The organism is Burkholderia sp. RF4-BP95, assembly GCF_001521985.1.
In the GTDB taxonomy this organism is placed as follows: Bacteria; Pseudomonadota; Gammaproteobacteria; order Burkholderiales; family Burkholderiaceae; genus Burkholderia; species Burkholderia diffusa.
Window position 1 is genome coordinate 934,582 of the sequence record NZ_LOSX01000018.1, and the last position, 20,483, is coordinate 955,064.

At 68.4% G+C, this 20,483-nt stretch carries 15 protein-coding genes; 10 read left to right on the plus strand and 5 right to left on the minus strand.

Features of this window, described 5'->3' with window-relative positions; all coding sequences use genetic code 11:
• Nucleotides 1-303: 303 nt before the first annotated feature.
• Nucleotides 304-1,764, plus strand: coding sequence for a sialidase family protein (locus WS46_RS08640; protein ID WP_059525551.1), 1,461 nt, complete (start codon nucleotides 304-306; stop codon nucleotides 1,762-1,764).
• A 69-nt stretch (nucleotides 1,765-1,833) separates the two neighbouring features.
• On the opposite strand, the gene adhP is transcribed toward WS46_RS08640, so the two are convergent.
• Complete coding sequence (gene adhP, locus WS46_RS08645) at nucleotides 1,834-2,862, minus strand: alcohol dehydrogenase AdhP (protein ID WP_059690145.1); 1,029 nt, start codon at nucleotides 2,860-2,862, stop codon at nucleotides 1,834-1,836.
• 462 nt (nucleotides 2,863-3,324) lie between these two features.
• Here adhP and WS46_RS08650 point away from each other — a divergent pair, with 462 nt between their 5' ends.
• From WS46_RS08650 to otsA, 3 genes are all read left to right on the plus strand, one after another.
• The gene (locus WS46_RS08650) at nucleotides 3,325-5,352 is read left to right on the plus strand and encodes a TonB-dependent receptor (protein WP_059690146.1); all 2,028 of its coding nucleotides are present in this window, start codon (nucleotides 3,325-3,327) and stop codon (nucleotides 5,350-5,352) included.
• Between the two features lie 372 nt (nucleotides 5,353-5,724).
• Entirely contained in the window at nucleotides 5,725-7,362 is a 1,638-nt protein-coding gene (locus WS46_RS08655) for a methyl-accepting chemotaxis protein (RefSeq protein ID WP_059690147.1), read from the plus strand.
• Nucleotides 7,363-7,832: 470 nt separating this feature from the next.
• Nucleotides 7,833-9,239, plus strand: coding sequence for an alpha,alpha-trehalose-phosphate synthase (UDP-forming) (otsA, locus tag WS46_RS08660; RefSeq protein WP_059525559.1), 1,407 nt, complete (start codon nucleotides 7,833-7,835; stop codon nucleotides 9,237-9,239).
• A 7-nt stretch (nucleotides 9,240-9,246) separates the two neighbouring features.
• On the opposite strand, the gene WS46_RS08665 is transcribed toward otsA, so the two are convergent.
• On the minus strand, nucleotides 9,247-9,714 hold the full coding sequence (locus WS46_RS08665; RefSeq protein ID WP_059525561.1) for an OsmC family protein: 468 nt from the start codon (nucleotides 9,712-9,714) through the stop codon (nucleotides 9,247-9,249).
• Between the two features lie 125 nt (nucleotides 9,715-9,839).
• Nucleotides 9,840-11,807, minus strand: a complete 1,968-nt coding sequence (gene ftsH / locus WS46_RS08670) for an ATP-dependent zinc metalloprotease FtsH (RefSeq protein ID WP_059525563.1) — start codon at nucleotides 11,805-11,807, stop codon at nucleotides 9,840-9,842.
• 413 nt (nucleotides 11,808-12,220) lie between these two features.
• Between ftsH and WS46_RS08680 the strand changes: the two genes are divergently transcribed.
• Nucleotides 12,221-13,885 carry an acid phosphatase gene (locus tag WS46_RS08680; protein ID WP_059525567.1) on the plus strand — a complete coding sequence of 555 codons (1,665 nt, stop codon included), beginning with the start codon at nucleotides 12,221-12,223 and terminating at the stop codon, nucleotides 13,883-13,885.
• Nucleotides 13,886-13,987: 102 nt separating this feature from the next.
• Here the strand turns inward: WS46_RS08680 and WS46_RS08685 are convergent, their stop codons facing one another.
• On the minus strand, nucleotides 13,988-15,484 hold the full coding sequence (locus WS46_RS08685; RefSeq protein WP_059690233.1) for an FAD-dependent oxidoreductase: 1,497 nt from the start codon (nucleotides 15,482-15,484) through the stop codon (nucleotides 13,988-13,990).
• A gap of 292 nt (nucleotides 15,485-15,776) precedes the next feature.
• Nucleotides 15,777-15,986: a hypothetical protein gene (locus tag WS46_RS08690; protein WP_059525742.1), complete on the minus strand. Its 210-nt coding sequence runs from the start codon at nucleotides 15,984-15,986 to the stop codon at nucleotides 15,777-15,779.
• 452 nt (nucleotides 15,987-16,438) lie between these two features.
• On the opposite strand from WS46_RS08690, the gene WS46_RS08695 reads away from it, so the two are divergent.
• From WS46_RS08695 to WS46_RS08715, 5 genes are all read left to right on the plus strand, one after another.
• Nucleotides 16,439-16,855 carry a nuclear transport factor 2 family protein gene (locus WS46_RS08695; protein WP_059690148.1) on the plus strand — a complete coding sequence of 139 codons (417 nt, stop codon included), beginning with the start codon at nucleotides 16,439-16,441 and terminating at the stop codon, nucleotides 16,853-16,855.
• A 3-nt stretch (nucleotides 16,856-16,858) separates the two neighbouring features.
• A complete protein-coding gene (locus WS46_RS08700) occupies nucleotides 16,859-17,716 on the plus strand; it encodes an SDR family NAD(P)-dependent oxidoreductase (RefSeq protein WP_059690149.1) in 858 nt (285 codons plus the stop codon).
• A 41-nt stretch (nucleotides 17,717-17,757) separates the two neighbouring features.
• Nucleotides 17,758-18,516: an SDR family oxidoreductase gene (locus tag WS46_RS08705; RefSeq protein ID WP_059525573.1), complete on the plus strand. Its 759-nt coding sequence runs from the start codon at nucleotides 17,758-17,760 to the stop codon at nucleotides 18,514-18,516.
• Nucleotides 18,517-18,553: 37 nt separating this feature from the next.
• Nucleotides 18,554-19,390: an SDR family NAD(P)-dependent oxidoreductase gene (locus WS46_RS08710; RefSeq protein WP_059690150.1), complete on the plus strand. Its 837-nt coding sequence runs from the start codon at nucleotides 18,554-18,556 to the stop codon at nucleotides 19,388-19,390.
• 78 nt (nucleotides 19,391-19,468) lie between these two features.
• Complete coding sequence (locus WS46_RS08715; protein WP_059690151.1) at nucleotides 19,469-20,374, plus strand: NAD(P)-dependent oxidoreductase; 906 nt, start codon at nucleotides 19,469-19,471, stop codon at nucleotides 20,372-20,374.
• Nucleotides 20,375-20,483: the final 109 nt, after the last annotated feature.

Below are 20,483 nucleotides of genomic sequence, written 5' to 3' on the forward strand. Positions count from 1 at the left end.
ATTGCCTGCCGCGCCGCATATCGATCGCCTACATTGCTATCCACTTCGACGCATTCGTCGTATGCACGGACTGCCTTCCCGTCGCGTCCGTATCCCGGGACGCACCCGACAAGTAACGAAAACGAACAGGTGTCTTGACCGACGTGCTGGCGGCATCCAGCACACGCGGATTGCGATGACTGAAGCGGCTTCCTGAACGACACGATCCGACGCGTGGCACGGCATCCATTGCCGCCGCGTACCGGCGCGCGACGTGCCGTTGTGCCGTGACATCGCCGCCGCACGTGAACGAGGAGCAGTCCCATGCGACGCACGATGGTGTCCCACTCGCTTGTCACCCGCCTCACCCGCCTGTCCGCCGCGACGGCAATGGCGATGGCCGCCGCCGCGGCCGCGCATGCCGACCCCGTGGTCGTGTCCGGCCCGAGCCCGTTCGCCGCCTGCACCATCGGCGGCCCCGGCACGAACTACGTGAACGCCGAGGTCGAACCATGGCTCTCGGTCAATCCGGCGAACCCGACCAACATGATCGGCGTATGGCAGCAGGATCGCTGGTCGAACGGCGGCGCCCACGGGCTCGTCGCCGGCTATACGTTCGACGGCGGCGCGACCTGGGCGCGCACGCCGCAACCGTTCAGCGCCTGCGCGCCGGGCGGGCTCAAGTACGAGCGCGCGTCGGATCCGTGGGTGTCGTTCGGGCCCGACGGCACCGCGTATTCGGTATCGATCTCGTTCAACCAGTCGAACAACGGCAATGCGGTCGCGGCCTCGGTGTCGACCGACGGCGGACAGACGTGGAGCAGCCCGGCCGTGCTGATCGCGAACGACGAACCGACGACGCAGTTCTTCAACGACAAGGAATCGGTGACGGCGAACCCGGTGAAGGCCGGCACGGCCTACGCGGTGTGGGACCGCCTCGAGCTGCCGAACGGCAACCCGTACGCGAACCTGCACACGCAGGCATATCGCGGGCCGACGTTCTTCTCGAAGACGGTCGACGGCGGCAAGACGTGGAGCAGAGCGAAGGTCATCGTCAACGTGCCGTCGCGTCAGCAGACGATCGGCAACCAGATCGTCGTCGACCCGAAAACCGGTACGCTCTACGACTTCTTCGACCTGATCCAGCCGCCGTTCAGCAAGGCGGCCGGCAAGGTCGCGTTCATCAAGTCGACCGACGACGGCGCGACCTGGACGAAGCCGCAGGTGATCGCCGGGCTGCAGACGGTCGGCGTGACCGATCCGAACACCGGCGAACCGGTACGCACCGGCGACATCATTCCGGAGCCCGCGATCGATCCGGCATCGGGGCAGCTGTACGTCGTCTGGCAGGACAGCCGCTTCAACGGCGGCAACTACGACGAGATCGCGCTGTCGACGTCGAAGGACGGCGGCGCGAGCTGGAGCGCGCCGCTGCAAGTGAACACGCCGACCGGGCGTGCCGCGTTCAATCCGTCGGTGCGCGTCGACAATGCCGGCTCGGTGATGGTCACCTACTACGACTTCCGCGACCTGCAGGCCGGCAACACGACGACGCTGCCGACCGGGTTCTGGCGCAAGATCTCGCATGACGGCGGCACCACGTTCGCCGACGAGCGGCGCGTCGGCGGCCCGTTCGACATGAAGCTCGCGCCGAACGCGGAAGGCTTCTTCATCGGCGATTACCAGGGGCTCGACGTGCTGCCGTCGTCGTCGTTCCACCCGTTCTTCGTCCAGACCAACGCGGGCAACCTGACGAACCGCACCGACGTGTTCTTCGCGCCGTGATACGCGCATGAGCGCAACGCAGCGCTGCCGCGACGCCCCTCGCGTCGCGGCAGCGTGCCCGCATGCGCGTCAATGCATGTCGGTCAGCACGATGCGGCCATCGACCTTCCCGTCGCGCAGCCGCGCGAATATGTCGTTGATGTTGCCGAGCCGGTCGCGATGGATGTGCGCGCGCACCAGTCCGTCCGCCGCGAAGTCGAGCGATTCCTGCAGATCGCGCCGCGTGCCGACGATCGAGCCGCGCACCGTGATGCCGTTCAGCACGGTCGAGAAGATCGGCAACGGGAAATCGCCGGGCGGCAGGCCGTTGAGCGCCACCGTGCCGCCGCGCCGCACCATCCCGAGCGCCTGCGCGAACGCGCTGCGCGACACGGCCGTGACCAGCACGCCATGCGCCCCGCCGATCTCCTTCTGGATGACCTTCGCCGGATCGTCGGTCGACGCGTCGATCGTCAGTTGTGCGCCGAGCTGGCGCGCAAGTTCGAGCTTGGCCGACGACACGTCGATCGCCGCGACGTGCAGACCCATCGCGCGCGCGTATTGCACGGCCACGTGGCCGAGCCCGCCGATACCGGAAATCGCGAGCCACTGGCCCGGACGCGTGTCCGTGACGCGGATGCCCTTGTAGACCGTCACGCCCGCGCACAGGATCGGCGCGATCTCGTCGAACGCGACCTGCGCCGGCAGATGGCCGACGTAGTCGGGATCGGCCAGCACATATTCCGCATAGCTGCCGTTGACCGAATAGCCGGTGTTCTGCTGCCCGTGGCAAAGGGTTTCCCAGCCGGTGTGGCAGTACTCGCAGTGACCGCATGCCGTGTAGAGCCAGGGCACGCCGACGCGGTCGCCCTCGCGCACGTGCGTGACGCCCGCGCCGACCGCCGCGACGATGCCCACGCCTTCGTGTCCGGGAATGAACGGCAGCGTCGGCTTCACGGGCCAGTCGCCGTCGGCGGCGTGCAGGTCCGTATGGCAGACGCCCGACGCCTTGATGTTGACGAGGATCTGGCCTGCGCCCGGCGTCGGGATCGGCACTTCCTCGATGCGCAACGGTTCGCCGAACGCGTGCACCACGGCCGCTTTCATGGTTTGAGTCATGCGTCGCTCCTGTCTGGTCGATGACCGCGCCAGTATCCGGGCTCGAAACCGCAACGCATTGATACGCATCAACGGGGCAGAAATCGTGCGCGGCGGCGGATTCATCGCGAGGCATGGTTCCCCGCGTCGCCGGCCCCGCTGCCGGTTTGACGTACCGCCTCTGTTTTCTCAGCCATTTCGGCAGGTTGTCGGAAACCCCGTGGCCCACCGCCGTTCCGCTTGGAATTAGAAATGATATAACATATCATTTCGCGAGCTCGTCCACCTGCAGCCGTTCCATCCGGGTGGCCGGGTTACGCCGAGTCATATCCAAGCGGGTCACTGCGCGCCGCAGACGCAACAATATATCGTATCCAAGGCGTGACCCGCATGACTCGTTTCCCCGATCCGATTCCAACCGATTCACCGACCATGCGCGACCTCCCTCGTCTACCGCTTCGCCCGCTCCCGCCCGTTTCGCTGATGCTGTTCGCCGCCGTCGCGCACGCGCAAGCCGATACGCCCGCCTCGTCGACGCCGACGCACACCACGCCGCTCGCGCCGATCTTCGTGACCGCGAACCCGCTCGGCGACACCGAACTGATCTCGCCGACCGTGCAACTGTCCGGCGACGCGCTGACGCGCCGCCAGGCCGATTCGCTCGGCGAAACGCTCGATGGCCTGCCCGGCGTGTCGACCACCACCTACGGCCCGATGGTCGGCCGCCCGATCATCCGCGGGATGGACGGCGACCGGATCCGGCTGCTGCAGAACGGCGTCGCCGCCTACGACGCGTCGTCGCTGTCGTACGACCACGCGGTGCCGCAGGATCCGCTGTCGATCGAACGCGTCGAGATCGTGCGCGGGCCGGCCGCGCTGCTGTATGGCGGCAACGCGGTCGGCGGTGTCGTCAACACGATCGACAACCGGATTCCGCGCGAGGCGATCGAAGGCGTGACGGGCGCGCTCGACGCGCGCTACGGCGGGGCCAATTCGATGCGCGCGGGCGCCGCGCAGGTCGAAGGCGGCAACGGCCGCTTCGCGTTCCATGTCGACGCATTCGACCGGGAAACGAGCAAGCTGCGCATTCCCGGCTACGCGCGCAGCAGCCAGCAACGGGCGATCGACGGCCCCGACACGCCGCAACCGTACGGCAACGTGCCGAACAGCGACGGCCGCGTGCATGGCGGCGCGCTCGGCGCGTCGTACACGTGGGCCGATGGCTTCGCGGGCCTGTCGTACAGCGGCTACGAGTCGAACTACGGCTCCGTCGCCGAGGACGACGTGCGCCTGCGGATGCGTCAGGAACGCCTCGCGCTCGCGTCCGAGGTACGCAACCTGAGCGGCCCATTCACGAAGCTGAAGTTCGACTTCGCGTACACCGACTATCGCCACAAGGAAGTCGACAACGGCGCGACGGCCACCACCTTCCGCAACCGCGGCTACGAGGCGCGCATCGAGGCGCGGCATCGCAAGATCGGCCCGTTCGAAGGCGCGATCGGCGTGCAGTTTGGCCAGAACACGTTCTCGGCGCTCGGCGACGAATTGCTCGTGCCGTCCACGCGCACGAACAGCGTCGCGCTGTTCGGTCTCGAGGAATGGCAGGTCGCCCCCGCGCTGAAGCTGAGCCTCGGCGGGCGCTTCGAGCACGTGAAGGTCGATCCCGATCCGGCCGGCGTCGAGAAATTCGCGCTCGCACAGCCGCGCGACTTCAATGCCGGCAGCGTATCGGCCGGCGCGCTGTTCTCGCTGACGCCCGTGTGGTCGGTCGCGGCGAACGTCGCGTACACGGAACGCGCGCCGACCTTCTACGAGTTGTATTCGAACGGCCCGCACGACGCGACCGGCCAGTTCCTGATCGGCAACCCGAACGCGTCGAAGGAAAAGGCCGTGTCGACCGACCTGTCGCTGCGCTATGCAAGCGGCCCGAACCGCGGCAGCGTCGGCGTGTTCTACAACCGCTTCTCGAACTATCTGACCGAGTACAACACGGGCCGCATCGTGAACGAAGACGGCGAACCGGTCGCCCCCGGCGCCGGCGATACGCTCGACGAAGCAATCTATCGCGGCGTGCGCGCCGAATTCTACGGCGTCGAACTCGACGGCAAGTGGCGCGCGTTCTCCCGGAACGGTCACACGGTCGACCTGGAACTGACCGCCGACTACACGCATGCACGCAACGTCGACACCGGCCAGCCGCTGCCGCGCATCGCGCCGCTGCGCGCGACGCTCGCGGCCGATTATGGCTACGGCCCGTTCGGCGCGCGCGCGCAGGTCACGCACGCGTGGTCGCAGCACCGCGTGCCCGACAACGACTTTGCGACCGACGGCTACACGTCGCTCGGCATGATGCTCACGTACAAGTTCCGTGTCGGCGCGACGCACTGGCTCGCGTACCTGCGCGGCGACAACCTGACGAACCAGGAGATCCGCTATGCGACCTCGGTCGTGCGCGGCTTCGCGCCGCAAGGCGGCCGCAGCGTGATGGCCGGCCTGCGCACGACGTTCTGATCGCCGGACGGCCCGCGGCGCCGGCCGCGGGCCGGATCGGGCGTTCCCGAACGTCCGGCCGTAAATGCGCGATTCACCCGTAAATCGAGAAACATGCCAATCGGACGATTTGAGAAACCGACCGGAACTTATTAACTTTCTGCAAAAAAGTGGATATTTATATCCGCGTATGAACGCGATGATCATCGATGATTCCCGAGCGTTTCTCCGGATCGAGAACGCCCGACCGGCGCGGGATTCCAGCGAAAAAGAATAAATATCAGGGTTTTCGATGGGTAAAGAAATATCCGACATTCCCGTTAATGACGGCACGGGCCTGCACGCGGTCGAACAATAAATTCCCATCACCAACCACTCGCACGGGGGCGCATCGTGAAAATCGCCAGAATAACCATCAAGACAAAACTGCTTGGCGGCTTCGGTTTGCTCGCCGTGGTCGTCGTGATCGTGTCGGGCATGTCGCTGAAAGCGCTGTCCGATACGAACGACGAGTTTTCCCGGTACATGAACGGCGTCAACGCGCGCGCAAACTTGTCCGCGCAAATCCGTACGGCGGTCGACCGGCGCGCGATCGCCGCGCGCAACCTGGTGCTCGTGACCACGCCTGCCGACATCCAGATCGAACTGGCCGAAGTGCAGCAGGCGCACAAGGACGTGCAGGACCGTCTCGCGAAGCTGAAGGACATGATGGCGAACGCGACCGACACGACCGATCGCGCGCGCGAACTGGTCGCCGAGATCGGGCGCATCGAAGCGAGCTACGGGCCGGTTGCGCTGAATATCGTCGGGCTCGCGCAGGCCGGCAAGAAGGACGAGGCAACCGCCGATATCGACAATCGCTGCCGTCCGTTGCTCGCGCAACTGGTTCGCGCAACCGATGCGTACGCAACCTATACGCACGAGCGCGAAGTCGTGATCGCGCAGGCATTCGCGGATCGCTACGCGATCGAGCGCAACCTGCTGCTCGCCATCTGCGCAATCGCGCTCGTCGTGGCGGCTGGCGGCGGCCTGTGGCTGACGCGCAGGATCACCGCACCGATCGTCGCGGCGGTCGACGTCGCGCGCACGGTGGCCAACGGCGATCTCGGCAGCCGGATCAGCGTGAGCGGCAACGACGAGACGCGCGACCTGCTCGACGCGCTGCGCACGATGAATGCGCGGCTGATCGACATCGTCGGTCGCGTGCGCGATTCGTCGAACAGCATCGCGCATGCGGTGGGCGAAATCGCATCGGGCAATCTCGACCTGAGCCAGCGCACCGAGGAACAGGCTGCATCGCTGCAGGAAACCGCCGCGACGATGGAGGAATTCACGTCGACGGTGCGCCTGAACGCGGAGAACGCGCAGCAGGCGAGCACGCTCGCCGCGAACGCGTCGGACGTCGCGCTGCGCGGCAGCGCGGTGGTCGGCCGCGTGGTCGATACGATGACGGAGATCGGCCACAGCTCGTCGAAAATCGCGGACATCACCGGGATCATCGAAGGCATCGCATTCCAGACCAACATCCTTGCGCTGAACGCGGCCGTCGAGGCGGCACGCGCGGGCGAACAGGGCCGCGGCTTCGCGGTCGTCGCGAGCGAGGTGCGCAGTCTCGCGCAACGTTCGTCCACCGCCGCGAAGGAAATCAAGGAGCTGATCTCGGCATCGGTACAGACGATCCAGGACGGCTCGGCGCTCGCGGGCGAAGCCGGCAAGACGATGTCGGAGGTGACGCGGGCCGTCGCGCGCGTCACCGACATCATGGGTGAAATCGCGGCCGCGTCGGCCGAACAGAGCCGCGGCATCGATCAGGTGAACCTGACGATCACGCAGATGGACGAGACGACGCAGCAGAACGCGGCACTCGTCGAACAGGCCGCGGCCGCGTCGAAATCGCTCGAGGCGCAGGGGCGCGATCTGTCGGAGACGGTGTCCGCGTTCCGGATGCCGGCCGGCGAACATGCAGCGTCGGCACGCGCACGCACGCATGCGGCCGACGGCGCATCGCACTGGCATGCTGCCGCTGCGTAACGCGTCACGCGTCGCTCGAAACACGATGCGCGGGCGCGCGGTACGCGGTCCGGCCGCGCATCGCCCCCGCCTGCGTGCGACGGTCGTCGTGCCCGTTCGAACCTGAAACGCCAGGTGTCGCGCGGCACGCATTCTCTGGCGCGTCGACCACGCGCATCACGCTTGATCAAAGCAATGTCGATCGACGCGGAATACGATCCCCTTTCTCCGGGATCGCAATTTCCGGTCCCGCCCCATACGCGACACGGCAAGTAATGAACCGACGTGCGAATTCGCCGATCGCGGTCATGCACTTTTAAATCAGCCGAATGACGAGTATGCTTAAAAAAGCACTCCACGTTCGAACGGCGAATCGCATGCCCTGATTCCCGTCCGCTCGTATCGCGGCCCCATCGCGCCACGCGTCGATGGCGGCGTCCGCCTCGCGCCCTGGCCGCACGAACCTTCCCCAACCATTCGCAGGAGAGCTGGTGAGCCGACTCGTCGTCGTATCCAATCGCATTGCAGATCCCCGTAAAGCCGCGGCAGGCGGGCTTGCCGTGGCCGTGAAAGACAGCCTGCAGGAATCGGGCGGCGTCTGGTTCGGGTGGAGCGGCAGGCTGCGTGGCGAAGGCGAACGCCCCGCGCACGGCGACGACGTGCAGATCCAGAATGTCGGCGGCATCCAGCTCGCGACGATCGATCTCGATCCGCAGGATTACGACGCGTATTACCTCGGCTACTCGAACAACGTGCTGTGGCCGGTGTTCCACTACCGCCTCGATCTCGCGCAGTTCGACCGCCGCTTCGCGGACGGCTACCGGCGCGTGAACCAGCTGTTCGCGCGCAAGCTGAGCACGCTGCTGCGCCCCGACGACGTCGTCTGGGTCCACGACTACCAGCTGATTCCGCTCGCCGCCGAACTGCGTGCGACGGGCTGCACGAATCCGATCGGCTTCTTCCTGCACATTCCGATGCCGCCGCCGCCGATCATGGCCGCGATCCCGGAGCACGAGTGGCTGATGCGCTCGCTGTTCGCCTACGATCTCGTCGGCTTCCAGACCGAATCGGATCTGCTTCACTTCGAGCATTACGTCGAGGCCGAAGCCGGCGCCGCGCGGCTGCCGGACGGCCGTCTGCACGCGTTCGGCCGCACGCTGTCGGCCGGTGCGTTCCCGATCGGCATCAACGTCGACGAATTCGCGGCGCTCGCGGAGAATCGCGACGGCATCGACATGTTCGAGCGGATGCGCGACGAATATTCGCGCCGCCAGCTGCTCGTCGGGGTCGATCGGCTCGACTACACGAAGGGGCTGCCGCAGCGCGTGCACGCATTTCGTCAGTTGCTCGAACAATATCCGGAGAACCGCGACCGCGCAACGCTGATCCAGATCGCCGCGCCGAGCCGCGAGGATCTCGGCGCATACGACGACCTGCGGCGCGAGATGGACAGCCTGTGCGGCGCGATCAACGGCGATTACGGCGAACTCGAGTGGATGCCGATGCGCTACATCCACCGCACGGTCGCGCGCAAGCGCTTGCCGGGCCTCTACCGCGCGAGCCGCGTCGCACTCGTCACGCCGCTGCGCGACGGGATGAACCTGGTCGCGAAGGAGTTTCTCGCCGCGCAGGACGAAGCCGATCCGGGCGTGCTCGTGCTGTCGCGTTTCGCGGGCGCGGCCGAGCAACTGAAGCCCGCGCTGCTCGTCAATCCATACGACACGCAAGGCACCGCGCAGGCGATCCAGCGCGCGCTCACGATGCCGCTCGACGAGCGCCGCCAGCGTCACGACGCGCTGATGGCGATCGTGCGCAAGACCGACGTGCACTGGTGGCGCACGCGCTTTCTCGACGCGCTCGCCGAAGCGGCGGAAGTCGCCGCCGCGACCGCGTCCTGACGCACGCTCACACGCCGGTCGTCTCGCGGTCGAGCACCGCGCCGTTCACATCCCGTACCGCCACCGAGATCGGAATGCCTTCGCGCATGCTCTCGGTCACCACGCAATATGCATCGAACCGGTCGAGCATGCGCGTCGCCGCCGCGAGATCGGCCCACGCCTTGCCGACCGACAGCGTCACGGCCATCGCGCCCACGCGCACCCTGCCCGCTTCGTTCTGCACCATGTCGACGTCGATATGCGCGGTGACCGGCTGCGGATCGACGCGCTGTTTCTCGAGCGCGAACAACAGGCTCGCCGCGAGGCAGCTCGCGACCGCCGCGGCCAGCAGCCGGACGGGATTCGGACCGCGGCCGGCGCCGAGCGGCGGCGGCTCGTCGGTGAGCACCGGCGAAAGCTCCGTGCCGGCAAACGTGACTTCGAAACTGAAACGCGCATGCTGCGCGACATCAACCGATACGTGCGCCTCGCTCATGGCGACTCCGTGACTGGAAAAAGGGGAAACGAAACGCCGGCGCAACGCCTCGCCGGCGAGATTGAATCGCAGCGACGGCGCGGCACGCTCGTGGCCATCAGCCGGCTGCGCGACAGGCTCGCACTTCAGCGTTCGGGTTCGCGCGGCGGCCCGTAGGCGACGAAATCGCGCTCGATCGCCGACGCCTGCTCCGGCGCATTCGCGCCCGCGCCCGGCCCGAGATCGGTCGTGGATGGCGCGGCGCCCGGCGCCTCGCGCCCGTCGATCAGCGCCTGCAACGCATCGCGTTCGAGCACCTCGCACGCGAGCAGCCGTCGTGCGATGCGCTCGAGCGCATCGCGACGTTCTCCGAGCGTCGACGCGACGCGCGCATGCGCATCGGTCAGCAGCGTATGCACCTCGTCGTCGATCATCCGTGCGGTGTGCTCGCTGCAGCGCGCCTCGCCCGCATGCCATGCGCCGGGTATGCCGGTGCGCGCATCGCCGTCGTCGAAGCTCACCAGCCCGATCTGCTCGCTCATCCCGTATTGCATGACCATGTGGCGCGCCATTGCCGTCGCGCGCTCGAGATCGTTCTGCGCGCCCGTCGACACGTCGCCGAACACGAGTTCTTCCGCGACACGCCCGCCGAGCAGCGCGTCGATCCGGTCGAGCAGCTCGCTGCGGCGCAGGACGTAGCGATCCTCGGTCGGCACCTGCTGCGTATAGCCGAGCGCGGCCACGCCGCGCGGAATGATCGACACCTTCTTCACCGGATCGCAATGCGCTCGGCTTTCCGCGACGAGCGCATGGCCGGCCTCGTGATAGGCGATCGTCAGTTTCTCCTGCGCGTTCATCACGCGGCTCTTGCGCTCGAGGCCGGTCAGCGCGCGATCGATCGCCTCGTCGAAGTCGTCCATCCCGATCGCCGGCTTGCCGAGTTCCGCCGCATGCAGCGCGGCCTCGTTGACGACGTTCGCGAGATCGGCGCCGACGAAGCCCGGCGTGCGCGACGCGAGTTCGCCGAGGTCGACGTCGGCCGCGAGCTTCACGCGCTTCACGTGCACGCCGAGGATCTGGCGGCGGCCGTTCACGTCGGGCCGGTCGATCGCGATGTGACGGTCGAAGCGGCCCGGGCGCAGCAGTGCGGGATCGAGAATCTCCGGCCGGTTGGTCGCGGCCATGATGATCACGCCGGAGCCGGCCTGGAAGCCGTCCATCTCGACGAGCAGCTGGTTGAGCGTCTGCTCGCGCTCGTCGTTGCCGGACATCGGCCCGACACCGCGTACCTTGCCGAGCGCATCGAGCTCGTCGACGAACACGATGCACGGCGCCTTCTGCTGCGCCTGCTCGAACAGGTCGCGCACGCGCGCCGCGCCGACGCCGACGAACATCTCGACGAACGCCGAGCCGCTGATCGAGAAGAACGGCACGGCCGCCTCGCCCGCCACCGCGCGCGCGAGCAGCGTCTTGCCGGTGCCGGGCGCGCCGACGACCAGCACGCCCTTCGGAATCTTGCCGCCGAGCCGCTGGTAGCGATCCGGATCGCGCAGAAACGAGACGAGCTGCTGCAGCTCGGCCTTCGCTTCGTCGATGCCCGCGATGTCGTCGAACGTGATGCCGGTTTCCTGCTGCACGTAGACGCGTGCGCGGCTCTTGCCCATTCCGGTGAAATCCTGCAGCCCGCCGCGCTTGCGCAGCATCAGGTTCCAGATGAACACGAACGCGACGAGCGGCACCAGCCACGACGCGAGCGACGCGATCCAGCCGGTGTCGGACGCGCCGTGAAAGCGGATGCCGGCGGCGCTCAGCGTGTCGATCAGCTGCGGGTCGGTCACGCGGTTGGTGGCGAAGCGCGGCGGCGTGCCGCCCGACTTCACGGCCGCGACATCGGATGCCGGCAGCATCGCGCCGGCCTGCGGCATCGTCAGCGTGCCCGTGATCGTCGTCGATCCGATCTCGAGATCGTCGACGAGCCGCGCGGCGACGAGCCGATGGAAATCGCTGTATGCGATCAGCGTCGACGCCGGACGCAGCATCAGCAACTGCGCGGCGAACAGCACGAAGAAGCCCGCCGCGATCAGTAATCCTGCGAAGTCGAATTTCCTGTCCATGGCATCGGGCCGGCCGGTCGTGCCGCTGCGCGCTTATGCGTGCCCGCGCGCCGGGCCGGCACGCGGCATCGGGAGCCACGCGCATACGGAATGCATCCGCGTCATCGTCGCCTCGTTTCGTCGCATGAATGACACCGCGAAGGCGCGCCACGCGCCGTTCGCGCGGACGACGCACGGCAATGCGCCGCCCGTGATTCAAGTCTAGTTCGCGCGCGGGCGTCCCGCATCGTCCGACAAACAGCTTTCGTCGACGCGGCCCGGCGCGTTATAGTCGCGCTCATGACATTTTTGTGACAGCCGGCATCGCCCCGCCCGGGCGCGACGCCGGCCGTTGCGTCCCGTCCCGCGTCGCGGCAGGCCGCGCGACGCTGCCGCGCATCGAACGACAACCGCCCATCCGAGGAGCTCACGACGTGAACGACACCCCCGATCGCCCCGACGACCTTCCCGTTGATCCCGACCGCCGCCGCATGCTCGGCGGCCTCGCCGCGCTCGGCGCGGGTGTCGCGCTCGGCGGCTGTGAGACCACGCCGGGCAGCGCGCCGCGCTCCGCCGCCGACCTGCGGCTCGACGAAGCGCTGCGCCGGCAGGTGCGCCACATCGTCGTGATCTATGCGGAGAACCGCAGCTTCGCGAACCTGTACGGCGACTTTCCCGGTGTGCGCTACCCGCTGAGCGAGGTGCGGCCCGAGCATGCGCAGCAGCTCGATCGCGACGGCAAGACGCCGTTGCCCGTGCTGCCGAAAATCTGGGGCGGACTCGTGCCGCAGGCGCAGGAAGTGGACGGCAAGCGCTACGCGATCGCCGAGCGCGACATCGACAAGCTGCCGAACGCGCCGTTCCGGATCGCCGATGCGCAGGGCAAGCCGCTGCCGAACGGCGTGATCACCCGCGACCTGTGGCATCGCTTCTATCAGAACCAGATGCAGATCGCCGCGGGCCGCAACAACCAGTTCGCCGCGTGGGCCGATTCGGGCGGCCTCGTGATGGGCCATTACCGCAATTCGGCCGACACGCTGCGGCTGTGGAACCTCGCGCGGCAATACACGCTGTGCGACAACTTCTTCATGGCGGCCTTCGGCGGTTCGTGGCTGAACCACATGTTCCTGATTTCCGCGCAGCCGCCGATCTATCCGGATGCACACAAGCATCCGCACGCGGCGAAGCTGCTGTCGAAGGTCGACGGCGACGATCCGGCCGGCACGCGGCTAACGCTCGCCGCCGATTCGCCAGCGTCCGCGCTCGAGGGCCCGCCGAAGTTCGCGGTCGACGGGCCGTTGACGCCCGACGGCTACGGCGTCAACACGATGGCGCCGCCGTACCAGCCGAGCTACGTGCCGCCGGCCGATCCCGGCAACGCCGCATACGCGGATCCGGCCGACCATCGCGTGATCCCGCCGCAGGGCCATGCGACGATCGGCGACCGCCTGTCGGAGAAGAACGTCGACTGGGCGTGGTACAGCGGCGCGTGGCAATACGCGCTCGAGCACCGCGATACGGGCATGGTGCCGGATTTCCAGTACCACCATCAGCCGTTCAACTACTTCGCGAACTACGCGCCCGGCACCGACGCGCGCCGCAAGCACCTGCGCGACGCGGGCCTCGGCGACGAGCCGTCGACCAACCACTTCATCGCCGACATCGACGCGGGCCGCCTGCCGGCCGTCGCGTTCTACAAGCCGCAAGGCAACCTGAACATGCACGCGGGCTATGCGGATGTCGAATCCGGCGATCGCCACATCGCGAACGTGATCGAACGCATCCGGCGCGGCCCGCAGTGGGCGAACACCGTGATCGTGATGACGCACGACGAGAACGGCGGCTGGTGGGATCACGTCGCGCCGCCGGTCGGCGATCGCTGGGGCCCCGGCTCGCGGATTCCGGCACTCGTGATCTCGCCGTTCGCGAAGAAGGGTTACGTCGACCACACGATGTACGACACGAACTCGATCCTGCGTTTCATCAGCCGCGTGCACGGGCTCGCGCCGCTCGACGGCGTCGCCGCGCGCGACAAGGCGTTCGCGTCGCGCGGCGCGACGCCGCCCGGCGACCTGACGAACGCGCTCGATCTCGGCTGACGGCCTGTCGACGCGTCACCGACGTCCGCCTGAAACGACGACGCCCCGGCGCAACCCGGTTGCCCGGGGCGTCGTGCTTTCTCGTAAAGGGTAAAGGCGACGCTACGCGGCGCTGCGCAGCGCCTCGCTCGCCGAACGCGCGGCGTGACGGCCGGCCTGCCGGCCGAAGAACGTCGCGTCGGCCAGCGACAGCCCCGAGCTGTACCCCGCGCCCCAGCGCGGCAGCCCGCAGCTCGTGCGGCCGGCCGCATAGAGGCCCGCCACCGGCACGCGCGCGGCGTCGAGCACCTGCCCGGTCGGCAGCGTATCGAGCCCGCCCAGCGTGAAATGCGGATAGAACGCATAGTCGATCCGGCAATCGAGCGCGACGAACGGCGGCTCGATCAGCGGCTTCAGCCACTTCTTCGCCTTGTGGAACAGCGGATCGACGCCTTCGGCCGCGTGGCGGTTGTAGACGTCGACGGTCGCCGTCAGCGTGCCCGCGGGCATCTGCAGGTCGCGTTCGACTTCCTCCCATGTCTCGCCCGCCGCCGCGATGCCGATCCGCGCGATCGCGGGCGGCTCCTGGTAGGTCGCCTGGTCGACCAGCAGGTAGATCCGGTCGTCGGCCTGGTGGAACGCGTGATGGCCGGTGCGGCCGTGATAGCCGTCCTCGTTGATGAAGCGCTGGCCGCGCGCGTTCACGAAGATCCCGTGGATCAGCGATTCGGGCGCGTAGAACGGCAGGCTGACGAAACCCTGGTCCATGTGGATCGCGGCCCCGCCCGCGCTCTGCCCGAGCAGGATGCCCGAGCCGTCGTCGCCCGGGCTGCCGATCGGTTCGTCCGAGCGCAGCAACTGCGGCGCGTGCCGACGCACCATGTCGCGGTTCATCGCGAAGCCGCCCGCGCACAGGATCACCGCGCGGCGCGCCCGCACGCATGCCGTCTGGCCGTATGCGCGCAGCACGACGCCGCGCACCGCGCCGGCATCGTCGACGATCAGCGCCAGCGCGCGCGTGTCGTAGCGTGTCGACACGCCGAGCGCCTGCACGCGCTCGGCCAGCACGCGCATCAGCATCTGCCCGCCGCCCCAGCCCGGCCATTGCGGCGTGTGGCCGCGCGGGCACGGCTTCGCGGCCTCGCTGAACGGCCAGGCCTCCTCGCTGCCCGACCAGATCAGGCAGTCGTCGGTTTCCGGTTCGACGATCCGCTCGGCGATGAACGTGTTCTTGTACGTGAGGCCCTGCGCGACGAGCCAGTCGTGATGCGCGAGGCTTTCGTTCGCGTAGAGACGCACCTTCGCCTCGTCCGCGTCCCGGCCGCCCGCGAGCATCAGGTAGCGGTACAGGTCCTCGGTATCGTCGCTGAAGCCGGCCTGCCGCTGCGCGGGCGTGCCGCCGCTACCGCCGAGGTAGATCTCGCCGCCGGACAGCGCGCTCGTGCCGCCGTAGCTCGATGCGCGCTCGACGATCAGCGTGTCGGCGCCGGCGCTCGCGGCTTCGATCGCCGCGCACGCGCCGGCCGCGCCGAAGCCGACGATCACGACGTCGTGTTCGGCATCCCAGCGAGGCACGTCGCGAATGTTCAGGGGGCGGGTCAGGGAATAGTCGGATGACATCGCGTAATGGTTCTGCGTGAAGGGAATCGGTGAAAGACGGTGGTCGCGGCGAAGCACCGCGGGCAGGCCGCCCGACATGGATCTCAGCGCGTTGTCGATGCGCGTTCGAGCGTGCGCAGGCGAGCCGCGCGTGGTGTCGTGGGCGGGAGATTCAAACGACGACGGAAAACCGGATGGGCGCCACGCGACGCATGTATCGCGGTGCTCCACCCGGTCGTTCCGCCAGGACGCCGCCGCATCGCGACGGCCTCCGGGCGACATCGAAGCGGCGCGGCGCACGGCCGCGCCGGCGTCACATACCGCGCAGCGCGGCGAAGCCGAAGTGCGACGGATCGATCGGTACGCAACCGGTCGGCAGGCCGTTCGAGTCGACCGAGCGGCATTGCAGGATGCCGGCCGCATACGGCGGCGACGGGACCTGCTCGGCGCCATATCGCGCCATTGCCATGGCCGCGAACGTGCCCATCGCCAATACGCACAGCTTGCGAATCGTGAGTCTCATGATCGTCGTCCCCTCCGGTTGGCCGCTATCGCGGTTCGTGTCCGGCGACCGGCCACATGCAGCGGCACCGGATGACTGCACGGTAGCCAGCGCCGGCTCGCCGGCCATCGTCCGTTTCGACTAGGGACAAACGCGAAGCAGGCTTCATGCGGCGTGTCGCGTCGCAGCATTGACGCGCGGTCGGTTCGACCGAAGGACCTGCAAACCGTCTGCCCCGCCTTGCTGCGACGAGCCGCGTCACCGTCGGACGAATGCCATGCGTCAGCCGCCGCATCGCAACATCGGACGCTGCGCCACCGCCGATCCCGGTGTTTTCCCCGATCCGTACCCTGCTCCGTATGGATGATGAGGATCGATCGGTCCGATGCGAACCTGCGCGTCGACGTCGCAATGCCGCCGCGTCCGCGCTCGCGGCGCGGCAGACGCTTTCCGTTCACTCACGGGAGTACCGCATGACCGATTCGAATCCCCGCCACGCGCTGCACGAACTTGCGTGCCGTTACGCGCAGGCCGTCGACCGGCGCGACTGGCCGCGCCTCGCCACCCTCTTCACCGCCGATGCGCAGCTCGACGGCCCCGGTTTCCGCTTCGACGACCGCGATGCGATCGTCGCCGGAATGAGCGCGATCGAGCGCTACGAGACCACTCAGCATCACGTGCACAACCAGCTCGTCACGCTCGACGGCGGCGAAGCCGATGTCGAGACCTACGGCGTCGCGTGCCACGTGTATGTCCGCGACGGCGTGAAGCGCAAGCTCGACTGGGGGCTGCGCTATCGCGACCGCTGCGTGTTCGACGGCGGCACGTGGCGCTTCGCCGCGCGCACGCTGCACGTCGACTGGTCGCAAGACCTGCCGCTGGAGGGCTGAACGATGCGCTCGCCCCTTCCCCTCGCCGGCCGCACCGCGCTCGTCACGGGCGGCGCCGGCGGCATCGGCGCGGCCTGCGCGCACGCGCTCGCCGCCGATGGCGCGGCCGTCGTGCTGATGGGCCGCCGCCGCGACGCGCTCGAACGCACGCAGCGGCGCCTTGCCGACACGGTGCCCGGCAGCCGCGTCGCGATCCACGCCGGCGACGCCTGCGACGACGCCGACCTGCAGGCCGCGCTGGATACCGCGTGGGCGCTCGACGGCCGTCTCGACATCGTCGTGCCGACCGTCGGCGGTGCCGGGTTCCGCCCGCTGCTGATGCACGACGCCGACAGCTTCCGCGCGGAAATCGACCTGAACCTGCACAGCGCGTTCGCCGCGATCCGTCACGCCGCGCCGCGGCTCGCCGATAGCGGCGGCGGCGCCATCGTTTGCATCTCGTCGACGGCCGCACAGATCAATTTCCGCTGGCTGACCGCGTACTGCACCGCGAAGGCCGCGCTCGAGGCGCTGGTGCGCGGCGCGGCCGAGGAACTGGCCGGCGCGAAGATCCGCGTGAACGCGGTGCGGCCGGGCCTCACGCGCTCCGAAGCCACCGCCCCGATGTTCGACGACCGTGCGCTGGTCGACAGCTTCCTCGAACAGATTCCGCTCGGCACGCTCGGCGAACCGGATGCGATCGCGCATGCGGTGCGCTACCTCGCGGGCCCCGAGTCGGGCTGGGTCACCGGCCAGAGCTTCGCGGTCGACGGCGGCCACGAGTTGCGCACCAACCCGCGCGTCGACGACACGATCGCGCAGATCTACGGCGCGGCCGCGCTCGATGCGGTCAAGGCCGGCCGCGCGCCGGGCGCCGCATGAGCGCCCGCCTTCTTTCAACGTCACAGGAAATCGACCCAAAGATGAATCGAGTCGCAAACAAGGTCGCGCTGATCACCGGCGCGGCGAGCGGCGTCGGCCGCGCCGATGCGCTGCTGCTGGCCGCCGAGGGCGCGCGCGTCGTGCTCACCGACATCGACGAGGATGCGGGCCGCGCGCTCGCGCGCGACATCGGCGATACGGCGCTGTTCGTGCGTCAGGACATCGCCGACGAGGACGGCTGGCGGCACGCGATCGCGTCGACGCTCGATCGCTTCGGCCGGCTCGACGTACTCGTCAACAACGCGGCGATCTGCCCGGTCGGCTCGATCGAGGACACGAGCCTCGACACCTGGCGGCGCGTGCTGCGCGTCAACGCGGACGGCTATTTCCTCGGCTGCAAGTACGCGATCGGCGCGATGAAGCACAACGACACGCCGGGCTCGATCGTGATGATGTCGTCGGTCGCCGCGCTCGGCGGCCTGCCGATGATGTGCGCATACACCGGCTCGAAAGGCGCGGTGACGGCGCTCGCGCGCAGCGTCGCCGTGCACTGCAAGCGCAGCGGCTACCGGATCCGCTGCAACTCGATCCACCCGGACGGCATCTGGACGCCGATGACGCAGGCGCTGATGCCCGGCCTCGATCCGGCCGAACTCGGCATCGGCAACGATCCGATGGCACGCATGTGCGACCCGCAGGACGTCGCGAATCTCGTGCTGTTCCTCGCATCCGACGAGTCGCGCTTCGTGAACGGCGCAGAGCTGCGGATCGACAACGCGCAACTCGTTTCGTCGCTGTGATGCGGCTCGCGGCTTTTCCGTTCGAAGGAGTGTTGTGATGATTTCATTTACCGGCAAGACGGTCCTGGTCACCGGCGGCGGCGCGGGCATCGGCCGCGCGTGCGCGGAAGCATTCGGCGCGGCGGGCGCGCGCGTCGCGGTGGCCGAGCTCGACCCCGCTCGCGCGCAGGACGTGCGTCAGGCGCTCGAGGCCGCGGGCGTCGACGCGCTCGTGGGCACCGTGGACGTCACGCGTCGCGACGAGGTCGACGCATTCGCGCGAACGATCGACGCACGCTTCGGCGGCCTCGACGTGCTCGTCAACAACGTCGGCGATTTCCTGCAGATCGCGAAGCCGTTCGACGACCATACCGACGACGACATCGCGCGGCTGTTCGACGTGAACCTGCGCCAGGTGTTCGTCGTCACGCGCGCGATGCTGCCGTTGCTGCGCAAGCGCGGCGCGGGCGGCAGCATCGTCGGCGTGTCGTCGATCGAAGGCTTCCGCGCGATTCCGAACTGCAGCGTCTATGCGTCGTTCAAGGCCGCGCTGACCGGCTTCACGAAGAGCCTCGCGCTCGAACTCGGGCCGGCCGGCATTCGCGTGAACCAGATCGCGCCGGAGACCACCGAGACGCCGCAGGTGCCCGTGAGCGCGATGGTCGCGGCCGAGCATCGCGCGCACATCCCGCGCTGGATTCCGCTCGGGCGCTTCGGTGCGGCCGGCGACATCGCGGGCGCCGCGCTGTTCCTCGCGAGCCCGCTCGCCGCGTGGGTCACCGGCACGACGCTGCACGTGGACGGCGGCGCGCTCGCGGCGGCCGGCTGGTATCGCGACCCGAACGGCTTCTGGACCAACATGCCGGTCGTCACGGGCAACGGCTTCAATTTCTGAGCGCCGATCCGCGCGGCTTCACCCGTTCAATCGTCGGTTCAATTCATGCGGCGCGCCAGCGCCGCCCTCGGAGACACCATGAAAATCCTGATCATCGGCGGCACCGGCCTCATCGGCGGCCACGCCGCGCTGCATCTGCACGCGCAAGGCAACGACGTGACGCTCGCCGCCCGCAAGCTGCCCGCGCCGGGCAGCGCACTCGCGCAATTCGACGTGCTGCTGCGCGACTACGTGGCCGGCACCGTCACGCGCGACGATCTCGCGCCGTTCGACGCAATCGTGTTCGCAGCAGGCAACGACATCCGTCACCTGCCGCCCGGCACCGACGAAGCCGCGCACTGGGAACGCGCGAACGTCGACGCGGTGCCGCGCTTCTTCGCGCTCGCGCGCGATGCGGGCGTGAAGCGCGCGGTGCTGGTCGGCAGCTTCTATCCGCAGGTCGCGCCGGCGCTCGTCGACACGGTGCCGTACGTGCGCTCGCGCCATCTCGCCGACGAACGCGTGCGCGCGCTCGCGTCGCCTTCGTTCGCGGTGTGCAGCGTCAATGCGCCGTTCGTCGTCGGGTCGGTGCCGGGGCTGCGCAACGAGATGTTCGCCGCGTACACGGGCTATGCGCAGGGCAAGCTCGCCGGCCTGCCGGTGTACGGGCCGGCCGGCGGCAGCAACTTCATCTCGACGCAATCGCTGTCGGAAGCGATCTGGGGCGCGCTGCAACGCGGCGCATCCGGCAAGGCGTATCTCGTCGGCGACGAGAACCTGAGCTTCGCCGACTACTTCGCGGCCTTCTTCCGCGCGGCCGGCAATCCGCAGCCGGTGCCGTCGCTCGATCAGGAGCATCCGCTGCTGCCCGACATGGCGATCTACACGGGGCGCGGCAACGTCGTGTCGTACGAACCCGATCCGGCCGATATCGCGCTGCTGCGCTACCGGCGCGGCGACGTGCAGCGCGCGGTGAACGAAGTGGTCGCGCATTGCGGCTCGTAAGCGCACCGCCGGCGCAACACGCGCAACGCTGAAACGAAGCAGAAACGAAACGTCCCGCCGCCGGCGATGCATGCCGGCGGCGGGACGTTCATGCCACTACCTCGTTACT